We start from the raw sequence: 13,543 nt of genomic DNA, 5'->3' as shown, positions 1-13,543 counted from the left end.
GCCCCCGAGCCAGGGGAAAACCAGCCCGGCCACCAGCCGGAACAACAGACGAGGAAACACCCACCGTGCAACTCAAGGCGCACACCCCGTCCGTAGCGACCGACCTGATCCCCCCGCCCGTCCCCACGGAGGACACCTTGACCCCGCTGACCGCCCTCACCGACCTCGACGAGGCCATCGAGAACCTCGACGTCCCGGTACCCTGCCGCAGCTATGACCCGGAGGTCTTCTTCGCCGAGTCCCCGGCCGACGTCGAGTACGCCAAGTCCCTCTGCCAGACCTGCCCGCTGCGCGCCGCCTGCCTCGCCGGGGCCATGGACCGCCGCGAGCCCTGGGGCGTCTGGGGCGGCGAGCTGTTCGTCCAGGGTGTGGTCGTCGCCCGCAAGCGGCCGCGTGGCCGCCCGCGCAAGAACCCGGTCAGCGCATGACCGCCAACGGCACCATCGACCGCCCCTCGACGCACGACCCCAAGAAGCAGGACCCGACGATGCACCCCACCTCCGAGCCATTCGCCCCCGGCACCACCCATGAACGCTCCGGCGCGACCGCTTCGCGTCAGAACAGGAACCACGCCATGCAACTCATCCCAGAAGCCCTGGCCAGGGCTCATATGCACGACCGGCTGAGGGAGGCCGAGTCGCAACGGAGGGCCGTGCGGCTGGCCACCGCCCGCCGGATGCAGCGCCGCGCCGAGCGTGCGTCGCTGCGGGCCCGCCGGGCCCTGGCCATGGCCGTGATGCAGTGACCCACCGCGGGGCCGGTCCTTTCGGACCGGCCCCGCACCCGTTCGGGTGTGCCACCCGCGCCGGGCCCGCTCACGGGGATATCGTCTGGGAGTGGACCGCAAGACGCATGAATCCGCGCGGCTGGACCCCGGGGCCGACAAGCCCGTCGTGTGCGCTCGCTGTGGCGCCCCGGCACCGGGCGGGACACCGCCGCCGACCTGGATCTGTTCCGTCGAGAACGGCAGTCGCCACTATTTCTGTGACGCCTGCGCCCGCGCCAACCTCAGAGCCATCGAAGGACGCCTCGACTCGTCCTGGTGGTGAGCCGGGTGGTGAGCCGGGACGGGCCGGGCCGCCCCGGCTCGTCCCGGCCCGCTCTCAGGCGGAGTTGCCCTGACTGCGGTCGTCGGTGCTGAAACCGGGCACCCACGCCTCCATTTCGTCACGCAGCCGCACCGTGGCGCCCAGTTGGCACAGCACCCCTATGGTGCTCATCGTCACCCGGTGTATCAGCAGATAGGCCGGGGGCAGATTGAGCTGCCGGGCCAGCTGGTAGGCGGGGGAGCGTGGATCGGCTATCCGGGTCGCCTGCGCCCGGAGCCAGTCCCGGGTGAACGTGAACTCCTCCACCTGCGCCGGCTCGATGATGGGCAGGAGATAGTCGAGCACCGCCCCCGGGTCCAGCTCGATCTCCGGCTTGACGAAGCCCTCGTCGCGCAGCAGCTCGTGGACCGCGTCCGCCTTGCCGTCGAGGGTCAGCCGCAGCGCCGTGCCGATCTCGACGGGCAGCCCTCTCGGCAGCCGGTCGACCGTGCCGAAGTCCAGCACCCCCAGCCGCCACTTCTCCGGCGGGCCGTCGGGCGCGTCCCCGGTCAGCAGCCGGAAGTTGCCCGGATGCGGATCGGCATGGAGCAGCCCGGTGCGGGCCGCGCCCGAGAAGAGGAAGCGCGCCAGCAACTGCCCGGCCCGGTCCCGCATCTCCTGGCTGCCGTCCGCTATCACCTCGGACAGCGGCACCCCGTCCAGCCACTCCGTCACCAGCACCTGATCCCCGTGGTGGACGACGTCCGGCACCGTCACATCGGGGTCTCCCGCGAACTCCCGGGCGTGCGCGCTCTGGGCCCGCGCCTCCAGCTCGTAGTCCAGCTCCTCCGACACCCGGTCGCGCAGCTCGGAGATGAGCGGCTTGATGTCCATTCCGGGCACCAGCGGCCCCAGCAGCTTGGCGAACCGGCCCAGTTGCGTCAGATCGGAGAGCAGCGCGTCACCCGCTCCCGGGTACTGCACCTTGACGGCCACCTCGCGCCCGTCGTGCCAGACCGCCCGGTGCACCTGCCCGATGGACGCGGCCGCCGCCGGCTTGTCCTCGAACTCCTCGAACAGCTCGCGCCAGTCCTCGCCGAGCCGCTCCGCCAGCGCCGCGTGCACCGAGGCCACCGGCATCGGGGGAGCCGCCTCCTGAAGCTTGGTGAGCGCCGCCCGGTAGGGACCGGCGATCTGCTCGGGAAGGGCCGACTCGAAGACGGACAGCGCCTGCCCCAGCTTCATGGCACCTCCCTTGAGCTGCCCCAGGGTCGAGAAGAGCTGCTCCGCCGTGCGCTGCTGCAGCTCTGCGGCGATCATCTCCGCCGGGCGGCCGCCGATGCGCTTCCCCAGCCCGAGTGCCGTGCGTCCCGCGAACCCCAGTGGTAGCGCGGCCAACTTGACGGTACGGGTGACCGCCTTGCGGGGTAGATCAGACATGCGCCCCTCCAACTAGCCGAACAGCCACGCCTCGGACGGCGGTTACCGGATCATTCTCCCGTGCGCCACCTCCGCGGTCCCTGGACATCCCCTCGCCCCGGGCCGCGGCGCCGCACGGGCACCGCGGATGCGGTGCGACGGGCTTGGGGTGCTGCCGGACCGGACCCGGAAGGGCCAGCTCCAGCCGGACCCCGGCGCCCGGCGCGGCCCCACCGTCGAGAAGGGCGAGCGCCCACGCCACGGTCAGCCCCGCCACGACCGTGGCCAGTGCCATGTCGCAAGACGGTACCCCCGAGGCGCGCCCGGACCTCCACTGGGCGAGCATCCGTGGCCATACCGCGTCCCGTTCGGACCGTTCCCGATCAATACAGCCCGCACACGCCGATGTGCCCGGCAGGACCAGCGGACCCACCAGCCCGGTGGCCTCCAGCACCCCCGCGTAAAGATGAGGGGTCCCGGCCGCGATCAGCTCCTCGGCCGCCGCCGGGTCCGGCGCGTAGGCCGCCAGACCGTCGCGCGGCGCGAACACCACCAGCCCCAGCGGCTTCTCCCCGCCATCCTCCCCGCGTTCCACTCGCTCGCCCCGGGAGCCGCCCGGCCGGCCCCGGGGCAGGGGCACGGGCGCGGCCTGACGTACGGCGTGCCGCGCGGCGACGTCCCGCCGCTCCCCGGTCCGCTCGGCGCCCACACCCCCGGGCGCTACGTCCCACGGCTCCACACAGCCGCCGTCCCGCACATCGACCCGGCCCACTCCCGACGCGGACAGCAGCGCCGCGATCGTCGCCCCCACCCGCCCCGCGCCCCGCACCTGCACCCGCGCCTTCTGCCGCCCCGCCATCACCCGCAACGCCGCGCCGGGCCCGGGATGGAGCACGGACAGCGTGGCCAGGTCCGGCCGCAGCCGCTCCAGGGCGCCGCCCCGGCTTCGCAGCGCGGCGGCCTCGGAGCCGCCCCCGCGCGGATCGTCCAGCAGCCCGGCCGCCGCCAGCCGCCCCACCAGCTCGTCGGCCCGCCCCTCCGGCAGCCCCATCCCCCGGGCCTCCTCGCGGAGCAGGGGCATCCCCCGCGTCCCGTCGAGCAGCCCGAGGAAGGAGCCCGTCGCCGTGTCCACCGGCCCCAGCAGCACCGCGTGCGCGGGGGTGACCCCGAACTGGACCGTGTCCCGGCTGCGCCAGGCCCGGCGCAGCGCGGGCTTGAGCATCGGATGCGCGGTCGTGGTCGTCGTATCCGTATCCATGGGCGTCGTCCGCATGGCTCCCCCTTCGTCCGTGCCACAGCCTGCCCGCCCCGGCCGCCCGCCGTGCGGCGTTGTCCACAGGGAGGGGGCGTTAGTCATACAAGCCGTGCGCTCCTTGGGGTCTTTCCCCGACAACGGACGGAGGGGCGGGACTTCCCGCACCGCCAGCGGGTAACGTCGGGGCGTGCCCGTCGACCCCCTGCACAGTGCCGCGAGACCGCCGCGCAGCGCCCCGAGCCCGCTCTCCCGAGGCCAAGAGGCCGGCGCGGTCGAGGTCCGGCGGAGCACGCGCCGCAGGAGGACGGTCTCCGCGTACCGCGAGGGCGATCGCACGATCGTCCTCATTCCCGCCCGGATGTCGGACGCGGAGGAGCGGCGCTGGGTGGGCGTGATGCTCGACAAGCTCGCGGCGCAGGAGAGCCGGCGGATGCTGGGCGACGCCGAGCTGGCCGACCGGGCCCACCGCCTCTCCGAGCAGTACCTGGACGGCCGCGCCCGTCCCGCCTCCGTGCGCTGGGTCACGAACCAGAACACCCGCTGGGGCTCCTGCACCCCCGCCGAGGGCAGCATCCGCCTCTCGCACCGCCTCCAGGGCATGCCCGAGTACGTCGTCGACTACGTCCTCCTTCACGAGCTGGCGCACCTTCTCGTCCCCGGTCACGGCCCGGAGTTCTGGCGCCTCCTGGAGGCGTACCCGCGTACCGAGCGCGCCCGGGGCTACCTCGAGGGCGTGGTCGCCGCCGACCGGCTGCCCCACCTCCCGGCCGCCCGCGGCGAGTGACGGGCCCGTAGGCGGGCCGCCCCGGCATCGGCGGCCGTCGCCGCCAGCGGTTAGCCTGGCGCAACGCATTCACCACGGGTACGGATGGGGGACGGGCGTCACGCATGTCCAGGGAATTCCAGCGCGGCCACAAGGCCAAGATCAGTGACCTGACGGCGGGGACGGATCTGTACGTGGGAGTGCAGATCGGCGGTCCCGGCCTGACCTTCGACGTCAGCTGCTTCGGCCTCGACGCCGACGAGAGGCTCTCGGACGACCGGTACTTCGTCTTCTTCAACCAGCCGAAGTCGCCGGAGGAGGCCATCCAGCAGCTGGGCGCGCAGGCCGGCGACACGGAATCCTTCCGGGTCACCCTCGACCGCGTCCCCGCCCACATCCGCAAGCTCAGCTTCACGGCGACGCTGGACGGCGACGGCCGGATGTCGCAGGCCGGCCCGGGCTACCTCCGGGTCGTCGCGGGCGGCGTGGAGGTCGCGCGCTACTCCTTCACCGGCACGGAGTTCACCACCGAGCGCGCGGTGATGCTCGGTGACATCTACCTGAAGGACGTCTGGCGGTTCGCCGCCGTCGGGCAGGGCTTCGACGGCGGGCTCGAAGCGCTGCTGAGGAACTTCGGCGGCGAGGTCCTCGAGGAGGAGGAGCCCGCTCCGGCAGCAGCGGCCCCCACCCCGGCCGCCGCCGTGCCCGCCTTCGCTCCCCCCGCACAGGCCGACGCGCCCCCGGCCTTCGCGCCTCCGGCAGCCCAGCAGCCCCCGGCGGCACAACAGCAACCCCCTGCCGCCCACCAGTCGCCCGCCGCGCAGCAGCCCGCCGCCGCCCCGGCACCCCAGGCCCCGGCGGCCTCCCAGGTGCACGCCGCCCCCACCCTCGCCGCGCCCATCGCCCCGCCCGGCTACTTCTCCGGCGGCGGCCACGCGCCCACAGGGCACGCGCCCACCGGCGGTCACACGCCCCCCGGTGGCATCGTGCCGCCGCCCGGTCCGCCCGGCGTCCCGGGGCAGCACGCCTCGTACGGCCGGCAGGCCGCCCCGGCCCACGCGTACCCCGCCCAGCAGCCCTACGGCGCGCCGCCCCCGCCCCCCGGGCAGCCCCACGGCGTGCCCGCCGCGCCCGCCCAGCCCTACCCGGGCGCCCCGCAGGCCCCGTACGGCCAGCAGCCCCACGCCCCGGCCCAGCAGGGCTACCCCGGCGCATACGCCCCGGCGGCCCCCGGCACGCCCCCGCCCCACGTCCCCGGCGTCCAGGCGGCGCTGGACAAGTACCGCGAGGTGCCCACCGGGCAGCGCTGGACGCTGCAGAACTCCAAGCTCATCCGGGTGGACCTCGGCGCCGACCCCCAGCCCGTGCTCGCCCGGCAGGGCAGCATGGTGCTCTACCAGGGCAAGGTCGACTTCGGCTACAAGGGCGCCGGCTTCATGGGCCGCATCGTCGGCGGCGCCACCGGCCAGGAGATGCAGCTGATGCGCTGCACCGGCCGCGGCCAGGTCTTCCTCGCCGAGAACTCCGCGCACGTCCACCCCATCCAGCTGGAGAACGACGCGATCTGCGTCAGCGCCGACGCGGTGCTCGCCTTCGACGAGTCGCTGCACCACGAGGTGCGCCGGATCGACGGTCACGGCATCCCCGGCGGGGCGCTGTTCACCATGCAGTTCCAGGGCACCGGAACCGTCGTCGTCAAGACCCACGGCACGCCCGTGGTGCTGCCCGTCACCCCCACCACCTTCGCCGACAGCAACGCCATCGTGGCCTGGTCGGCGGGCGCCCAGGTGATCATCTCCAGTCAGGTGCGGCTGCGCCGCGCCTCCTACCCGGGACACAGCGGAGAGGCCGTGAACCTCCAGTTCCGGGGCGCGCCCGGCAACTTCATCGTCGTCCAGCCCTACGAGGTCTGAGGGAAGCCGAAATGACCATGCATCAGATGCCGATGGGCCAGCCGCCGTTCCCGGGCCACGCCGCCCCCGTACCCTCGGGGCCGCGCATGGAGAACCACGGCAGCAGCATGCTCAAGGTCGCCATGCGGACCGGCCAGGACCTCTTCGCCCGCACGGGCTCGATGGTCGCCTACGAGGGCTACGTCCAGTACGACCCGAACCCGCCCGCCGTCCGGCAGATGGCCTCCCAGTGGCTCACCGGCGAGGGCGTCCCCCTCATGCGCTGCCACGGCGACGGCCTGCTCTACCTCGCCGACTACGGGGCGGACGTCGTCTGCCTCCAGCTCAACGGCGACTCCCTGTCCGTCAACGGCACCAACGTCCTCGCCTTCGACGCCCAGCTCCAGTGGGGCGTCGAGCGCGTCAAGGGCATGGCGAAGTTCGCCGGACAGGGCCTGTTCAACGTGGGCATCAGCGGCACCGGCTGGGTGGCGCTGACCTCCCGCGGCACACCGATCGTCGTCGACTGCGGCCGCGGCGACGACGAGACCTACGTCGACCCCGACGCGCTCGTCGCCTGGTCCAGCAACCTCCGGATGAAGGGCAAGCGCAGCTTCAAGGCGTCCTCCCTGATCGGCCGGGGCAGCGGCGAGGCCTACCAACTGGGCTTCTCCGGCGAGGGCTTCGTGGTCGTCCAGCCCAGCGAGGACAGCACCGACCGGCTCCGGGCCCGGGGCTGAGGGGGAGAACGAGAACATCATGCAGAGCCCGCTTTTCGCCCACACCGAGGCCCAGTCGCAGGACCGCTACGCCCTGCAGAACGCGCAGATGCTGCGGGTCTCCCTCACCGGCCACGAGGACGTCCTCGCCCGCAAGGGCTCGATGGTCGCCTACCAGGGCATGGTCGAGTTCGACGCCGAGTACCAGACGCGCGGCCAGCAGCACTCGCGCACGTACACCGGCGAGGGCCTGGACCTGATGCGTTGCTCCGGCCAGGGCACGGTCTACTTCGCCAACCTGGCCCAGCACGTCCACATCATGGACGTGGACCGGGACGGCCTGACCGTGGACGGCTCCTACGTCCTGGCCCTGGACTCGAGCCTCCACTGGGACACCGTCGCCGTGGACAGCCAGTACGGGATCTCCGGGACGGGTTCCTACCAGCTGAACATCTCCGGCCAGGGCAAGGTCGCGCTGATGACCTCCGGCCATCCGCTGATGCTCCAGGTCACCCCCGACAGCGTCGTCAGCGCCGACGCGGACGCGGTGGTCGCCTGGTCGGCGTCGCTGCGGGTGCAGATGCAGGCGCAGACGTCCTCGTCGGGGGTGTGGCGGCGCCGCGGCGGCACGGGCGAGGGCTGGGAGCTCAGCTTCTCCGGCCACGGCTACGCGCTGGTGCAGCCCAGCGAGCTGCTGCCGCCGCAGGGCACGGAGATCGGCCAGGGCCTCATGGCCCAGTACGGCCTGGGACAGCACGGCGCCCACGCCCAGAACCAGGGCAACATCTGGACCAACTGACCAGCCGCACCCGGATGGAAGAGAGGTAAGGGGCGGTCACCATGGGTGACCGCCCCTTACATCGCTCCGTGGCGCCTACAGGCGCGCGAGCGTCCGGCGCAGCAGTTCGACGACCGAGTCGTCGGCCACCGAGCCCACCTCGTCGTACGGGAACCAGCGCAGGTCCAGCGACTCGTCGCTGATCGCCTCCACCGCGCCCTCCGGCACCAGCGCCGCGTACTGCACGTCCAGGTGCCAGTTGCACGGCGCCGGGATCGGGTGCCGGTCGAGCCGGACCGGGCCGCCCGGCAGCAGCGTCAGGCCCGCGATGCCCGACTCCTCCGTGGCCTCGCGCAGCGCGGCCTCCTCGAGCGTGGCGTCGCCGGGCTCGCAGTGGCCGCCCATCTGGAGCCACATCCGCAGCTTGCGGTGGAGCGTGAGCAGCACCCGGCCGCGCGCGGGGTCGATCACCAGGGCGCTCGCCGTGACGTGCCCCGCCTGGCAGGGCTTCCACATGCCGTCCGGGTGGGTGGCGAGGTGGTCCAGGTAGAGACCGCGCAGGTCCTCCTGGTCCGCGTACTCCTTGAGGACGAGGACCGCGTTCTCGTGCAGGCTCACTTCTTGTCGCCCTCGTCACCCTTGTCGGCTTCGCCGGACTCGTCCCGCTTCTTCTCCGGCGAGCCCGGGGCGTCCTGGGAGCCCGTGGAGCCCTGCGCGCCCTTGGCGGCCTCGCCGAGCATCTTGTCGAGCTCGGAGAAGTCCAGGTGCTCACGGTGGACGAAGCCGTCCGGGTCGTCCAGGTCGGCGGCGGTGGGCAGCATGTCGGGGTGCTCCCACAGGCCGTCCCGGCCCTCCAGGCCGCGCGCGTCCGTCAGCGACGCCCACAGGCGGGAGGCGTCCCGCAGCCGGCGGGGGCGCAGCTCCAGACCGATCAGCGTGGCGAAGGTCTGCTCCGCCGGGCCTCCGGAGGCGCGCCGGCGGCGCAGCGTCTCGCGCAGCCGGTCGGCGGACGGCAGGTGCGGGGCGGCCGCCGCGTGCACGACCGCGTCCACCCAGCCCTCGACCAGTGCGAGCGCCGTCTCCAGGCGGGCCAGCGCGGCCTTCTGCTCCGGGGTGTCCTCCGGCTGGAACATGCCCTGCTGAAGGGCTTCCTGCAGCTGCTCGGGGTGCGTGGGGTCCAGCTGACCGACCACGTCCTCCAGCTTGGACGTGTCGACCTTGATGCCTCGGGCGTAGCCCTCGACGGCACCGAACAGATGCGAGCGCAGCCACGGCACGTGCGCGAAGAGCCGCTGGTGGGCGGCCTCGCGCAGGGCCAGGTAGAGCCGGACCTCCTCCTGCGGCACCTCGAGGCCCGAACCGAAGGCCGCGATGTTCACCGGGAGCAGCGCGGCCTTGCCCGTCGGGCCCAGCGGCAGGCCGACGTCGGTCGAGCCGACGACCTCGCCCGCGAGCACGCCCAGGGCCTGCCCGATCTGGGTGCCGAACATGGCGCCGCCCATGCTGCGCATCATGCCCAGCAGCGGGCCGGCCATGGCCTGCATCTCCTCGGGCAGCACACCGCCCATGGCGGCGCCGACGCGCTCGGCGACCGGGTCCACCAGGTCCTTCCACACGGGCAGGGTCGCCTCGACCCACTCCGCGCGGGACCAGGCGACGGCCGTGCCCGAGCCGGACGGCAGGGACGTCACACCGTCCAGCCACAGGTCGGCCAGGCGCACGGCCTCCTGGATCGCGGCGCGCTCGCCGTCGGTGACGCTGGCGTCCTTGGAGCCGTCGGCGGTGCCACGGGCGACGGTCTGGCGCGCGATGTCCTTGGCCATGTCCCAGTTCACCGGGCCGCCCTCGTAGGAGAGCATCTGGCCGAGCTGCTGGAAGGCGGCGCCGAGATCACCGGGGTTCATGGAGCCGCCGAACATGGCGGCGAAGGGGTTGTCCCCGCCGCCGGGGAGCCCGCCGAACCCGAAAGGATTCGCGGGCCCCTGGCCGCCTCCCTGGCCACCGCCCTTCTTCTTGCCGTCGTCGCCGTTCTCCGGCTCCTCCGGCGGAAGACCGAATCCGAATGGGGTGTCACTCACGGGTTTCCTCGGCTCGTAGGGCCACCGGCTCCGGACCGGCGGCGAATGCCCGACAACACCACCAAGCGTAGACACCCCGCCGCTATCCGGGCTTGGTGCTCCGCTCGTCCGGGGCCTGCGGCAGGATGGACGTCACCTGGTACGTACGCGTCATGACAAACGTGATGGCACATACGTACTGAAGACAACCGCTGGAGACGCCCGGTGAGTTCCCCCGACCGAGAAGCCGACCGAGAAGTTCGCGCAGCGCGAAACGGTTCCGCGCGCGAAAGCGCGATCCCGCGCGCCCTGGCGCCGCGCGGCATGCCCGGGCGCGGCCGCCGGCCCGTCGTCGCGGTCACCGGTGCCGCACGCGGCGTCGGAGCGCTGCTCACGCGGCGCCTCGCCGCGTCCGAGGAGATCAAGCACGTGGTGGCGATCGACGAGCGCCGCGGCGACGTCACCGAGGCGCAGTGGCACGTCCTGGACGTCCGCGACCCGGCGATCGCCGAGAAGCTGCGCGGCGCCGACGTCGTCGTCCACCTCGCGCTGGACCTGGACCTGGAGGGCGACGCCGCCGCCCGCACCGCCTACAACGTGCGGGGCACCCAGACCGTGCTGACCGCCGCGGCGGCCGCCGGGGTGCACCGCGTGGTGCTGTGCACCTCGGCCATGGTCTACGGGGCGCACCCGGACAACGACGTCCCGCTCGCCGAGGACGCCGAGCTGCGCGCCACCGCCGAGGCGACGGGCGTGGGAGACCTGCTGGAGATAGAGCGGCTGGCCAGGCGCGCGCCCCGGGCGCACCCCGGCCTGAACGTGACCGTGCTGCGGCCCGCCGTCCTGGTCGGCGGCACCGACACGGCCCTGACCCGTTACTTCGAGTCGCCCCGCCTCCTGGTCGTCGCCGGATCCCGGCCGACCTGGCAGTTCTGCCACGTGGAGGACCTGGTGAGCGCGCTGGAGTTCGCCGCCCTGGAGAAGGCGGAGGGGGAGCTGGCCGTCGGCTGCGACGGCTGGCTGGAGCAGGAGGAGGTCGAGGAGCTCACCGGCATCCGCCGCATGGAGCTGCCCTCGGCGGTCGCCCTCGGCGCGGCCTCGCGGCTGCACCGGCTGGGGCTGACCCCGTCCCCGGCGGGCGACCTCGCGTACACGATGCACCCCTGGGTGGTCAGCGGCCACCGGCTGCACGACGCGGGCTGGCGGCCCCGGTGGACGAACGAGGAGGTCCTCGCCGAGCTGCTGGAGGAGGTCGCGGGCCGCCACACCGTCGCCGGCCGCCGGCTGGGCCGCAAGGACGCCACCGCGGCGGGCGCCGCCGGCGCGACCGTCGCCCTGCTGGGCACCGCCGCCCTGGTCCGCAGGGCCCGCAAGGCCCGCCGCCGGCTGTAGCGGCACGGGATGGCACAGCTGTACGGGCCCACGGGCCCGGGAAGGGCCCTGCGCGGCCGGAAGGGGGCCCGACCGGCTTCCCGGTCCGGGCGGGGCCGCCGGGGCCCGTAGAACCGCACAGGGCGCCTCGCGCGGGCGCTGGGGGAATCGCCAGGATCGCCGGCCGGGGGCGTACGGCACGATGGCTCCATGGCACCTCACCCGCCCTCCGGCACGCCCAGCCCCCGTAGCCACCACGACCATCCCGGCGAGCTCGCCGCCGGGGACCCCATACGTCTCCTGGCGATCAGGGACACCCCGCTGTCCGTGGACGAGGTCTTCGCGGCGGTGGGCGACGGCGCGGCGGGTGGCACGGCCCTCTTCGTGGGCACGGTCCGGGACCACGACGGCGGCGCGGACGTCACCGGGCTCGGCTATTCCGCGCACCCGACGGCCGAGGCCGAGCTGCGCCGGGTCGCGGAGAAGGTCTCGGCCGACTTTCCGGTGCGGGCGCTGGCCGCCGTCCACCGGGTGGGGGAGCTGGTCGTCGGCGACCTGGCGGTGGTGGTGGCGGTCTCGTGCCCGCACCGGGCGGAGGCGTTCGAGGCGTGCCGTCGGCTGATCGACGACCTCAAGCGCGAGGTGCCGATCTGGAAGCACCAGACGTTCGCGGACGGGACCGAAGAATGGGTCGGCGCGTAGCGTCGTCGGCCTGGGGGCACCTCCCAGCGGTAGCTGGGGGAGGGTGGGGGCGCAGTAGGGGGCGGACTTGGTGTCCGAAGCTGTCCACTATTGGGTCGTCCCTGGTTGCGTAACCGGCCCCCTGACGTAAGCGTTGAGACCGAAGATGATTAATCTGCTCATCGGTTCAATGGCGATTGCGTAGGGGTCGGAGGCCGGCATGGCGGCGCTCGCTTGGTTGCTGATTCCCGCTGCGGCGGCCGTCGTGGCCGCGCTCTGGGGAAGCTGGGCGGCCAGAAACCGCAAGTCCGGGGATGTCGCGGAACTGGCCGGCTACGCCAAGTTCCGTGAGGCGATGGAACGGGCCGAGTCCGGATCCGGTCCGGCGGGCTGACCCGAGTCGCCGGAGAGTCCTCCATGTCCGCCCCGGACGGACCGCCCCGGCGGTGGACTGTCGGACCGGTCCCGTACTGTCGTTCCATGCCCCGCCGCACAGCGACGATGCTCGCCTCCCTTCTGATGCTGATCGCGCTGCTCTGCGCAGGCGTGCTGATCCCCGTGCCTTACGCGGAGATGTCCCCGGGGCCGACGGTGAACACCCTGGGCGAGCACGGCGGTGAGCCGGTGCTCCAGATCTCGGGGCACAAGACGTATCCGACGACCGGTCACCTCAATATGACGACGGTCCGCGTCACCGGCTCGCAGTACCGGATGAACCTGGTGGAGGCCGTCTGGGGCTGGCTCGCCCACGACAATCTGGTCGTCCCGCACAGCACGCTCTACCCGGACGGCAAGTCCCCGGACGAGCTGAACCAGGAGACGGCGGAGGAGTTCAGCCAGTCCCAGGAGAGCGCCAAGGTCGCCGCCCTGAAGCAGTTGGACATCCCGGTGGGCACCCGGGTCGTCGTGTCGTCCGTCGTCAAGGGCAGCCCCGCCGAGGGCACGCTGCACGCCGGAGACGTCATCAAGGCGGTCGACGGCACGGAGATCAAGCAGCCGGGTGACGTGGCCAAGCTGGTCACCCGCCACAAGCCCGGCGAAAAGGTGACGTTCCGGGTCGTTCCCGTCAAGGAGGCGGCCGCCGCGGAGAAGGAGAAGCGGCAGCCGAGGACGGAGGACACCGTCACCCTCGTCACCAACAAGGCTCCCGACGACAACAGGGCCATCGTCGGCATCCAGGCCGGTACGGACCACACCTTCCCGTTCACGATCAACATCAAGCTCGCGGACGTGGGCGGGCCCAGCGCCGGGCTGATGTTCGCGCTGGGGATAGTCGACAAGCTGACGCCGGACGATCTGGCCGGCGGGAAGTTCATCGCGGGCACGGGCACGATCGACGACGACGGCAAGGTCGGCCCGATCGGCGGCATCGAGATGAAGACGGTCGGGGCGCGCTCCAAGGGCGCCCGCTACTTCCTCACGCCCAAGGACAACTGCGCGGCCGCCGCCAAGGACACCCCGTCGGGCCTGACCCTGATCAAGGTCGAGACGATCAAGGACGCCCTCCAGTCACTGGAGAAGCTCCGCAAGGGGGACACGGCCGGCCTGCCCCAGTGCAAGGCAGGCTGACCGGGCCCCCA

Annotated in this window: 15 protein-coding genes; 11 read left to right on the top strand and 4 right to left on the bottom strand. The window is 73.0% G+C overall.

All coding sequences use genetic code 11. The annotated features are described in order from the left end of the window. Positions 1-65: 65 nt before the first annotated feature. The 3 genes from IE096_RS12785 to IE096_RS31440 all read left to right on the top strand — a co-directional run bounded on the left by IE096_RS12785 (position 66) and on the right by IE096_RS31440 (position 1,049). Positions 66-428, top strand: a complete 363-nt coding sequence (locus IE096_RS12785) for a WhiB family transcriptional regulator (RefSeq protein WP_126915934.1) — start codon at positions 66-68, stop codon at positions 426-428. Next, positions 425-745, top strand: a complete 321-nt coding sequence (locus IE096_RS12780) for a putative WhiB-interacting protein (protein WP_189451541.1) — start codon at positions 425-427, stop codon at positions 743-745. The genes IE096_RS12785 and IE096_RS12780 overlap by 4 nt, the downstream gene beginning before the upstream one ends. 91 nt (positions 746-836) lie before the next feature. Beyond that, entirely contained in the window at positions 837-1,049 is a 213-nt protein-coding gene (locus tag IE096_RS31440; RefSeq protein WP_229820132.1) for a hypothetical protein, read from the top strand. 54 nt (positions 1,050-1,103) lie between these two features. Here IE096_RS31440 and IE096_RS12775 read toward each other — a convergent pair whose 3' ends face one another. Both IE096_RS12775 and IE096_RS12770 read right to left on the bottom strand, forming a co-directional pair. Then, a complete protein-coding gene (locus IE096_RS12775) occupies positions 1,104-2,468 on the bottom strand; it encodes an ABC1 kinase family protein (RefSeq protein ID WP_189451540.1) in 1,365 nt (454 codons plus the stop codon). Continuing rightward, positions 2,461-3,720 (bottom strand): ThiF family adenylyltransferase, encoded by a 1,260-nt coding sequence (locus IE096_RS12770; protein ID WP_229820131.1) that lies wholly within the window; start codon positions 3,718-3,720, stop codon positions 2,461-2,463. Before IE096_RS12770 ends, IE096_RS12775 begins: the two co-directional genes overlap by 8 nt. 169 nt (positions 3,721-3,889) lie before the next feature. On the opposite strand from IE096_RS12770, the gene IE096_RS12765 reads away from it, so the two are divergent. From IE096_RS12765 to IE096_RS12750, 4 genes are all read left to right on the top strand, one after another. Next, a complete protein-coding gene (locus tag IE096_RS12765) occupies positions 3,890-4,486 on the top strand; it encodes a M48 metallopeptidase family protein (protein WP_189451539.1) in 597 nt (198 codons plus the stop codon). Between the two features lie 104 nt (positions 4,487-4,590). Beyond that, complete coding sequence (locus IE096_RS12760) at positions 4,591-6,378, top strand: TerD family protein (RefSeq protein WP_189451538.1); 1,788 nt, start codon at positions 4,591-4,593, stop codon at positions 6,376-6,378. A 17-nt stretch (positions 6,379-6,395) separates the two neighbouring features. After that, entirely contained in the window at positions 6,396-7,097 is a 702-nt protein-coding gene (locus IE096_RS12755; protein WP_373298116.1) for an AIM24 family protein, read from the top strand. A 19-nt stretch (positions 7,098-7,116) separates the two neighbouring features. Then, positions 7,117-7,875: an AIM24 family protein gene (locus IE096_RS12750; RefSeq protein ID WP_189451537.1), complete on the top strand. Its 759-nt coding sequence runs from the start codon at positions 7,117-7,119 to the stop codon at positions 7,873-7,875. A gap of 75 nt (positions 7,876-7,950) precedes the next feature. Here the strand turns inward: IE096_RS12750 and IE096_RS12745 are convergent, their stop codons facing one another. After that, positions 7,951-8,472 carry an NUDIX hydrolase gene (locus tag IE096_RS12745; RefSeq protein ID WP_189451536.1) on the bottom strand — a complete coding sequence of 174 codons (522 nt, stop codon included), beginning with the start codon at positions 8,470-8,472 and terminating at the stop codon, positions 7,951-7,953. Next, entirely contained in the window at positions 8,469-9,932 is a 1,464-nt protein-coding gene (locus tag IE096_RS12740) for a zinc-dependent metalloprotease (protein ID WP_189451535.1), read from the bottom strand. Before IE096_RS12740 ends, IE096_RS12745 begins: the two co-directional genes overlap by 4 nt. 204 nt (positions 9,933-10,136) lie before the next feature. Between IE096_RS12740 and IE096_RS12735 the strand changes: the two genes are divergently transcribed. From IE096_RS12735 to IE096_RS12720, 4 genes are all read left to right on the top strand, one after another. Continuing rightward, positions 10,137-11,303, top strand: coding sequence for an SDR family oxidoreductase (locus IE096_RS12735; protein WP_189451534.1), 1,167 nt, complete (start codon positions 10,137-10,139; stop codon positions 11,301-11,303). 189 nt (positions 11,304-11,492) lie between these two features. After that, positions 11,493-11,984, top strand: a complete 492-nt coding sequence (locus IE096_RS12730) for a molybdenum cofactor biosynthesis protein MoaE (protein ID WP_189451533.1) — start codon at positions 11,493-11,495, stop codon at positions 11,982-11,984. A 199-nt stretch (positions 11,985-12,183) separates the two neighbouring features. Beyond that, a complete protein-coding gene (locus tag IE096_RS12725; protein WP_189451532.1) occupies positions 12,184-12,357 on the top strand; it encodes a hypothetical protein in 174 nt (57 codons plus the stop codon). Positions 12,358-12,443: 86 nt separating this feature from the next. After that, the gene (locus IE096_RS12720; RefSeq protein WP_189451531.1) at positions 12,444-13,532 is read left to right on the top strand and encodes a YlbL family protein; all 1,089 of its coding nucleotides are present in this window, start codon (positions 12,444-12,446) and stop codon (positions 13,530-13,532) included. Positions 13,533-13,543 lie beyond the last annotated feature (11 nt).

This window comes from Streptomyces abikoensis, assembly GCF_014648775.1.
Taxonomy (GTDB): Bacteria; Actinomycetota; Actinomycetes; order Streptomycetales; family Streptomycetaceae; genus Streptomyces; species Streptomyces abikoensis.
The sequence above is the reverse complement of the archived record's forward strand: the minus strand, read 5'-3'. Positions and strand labels throughout refer to the sequence as shown.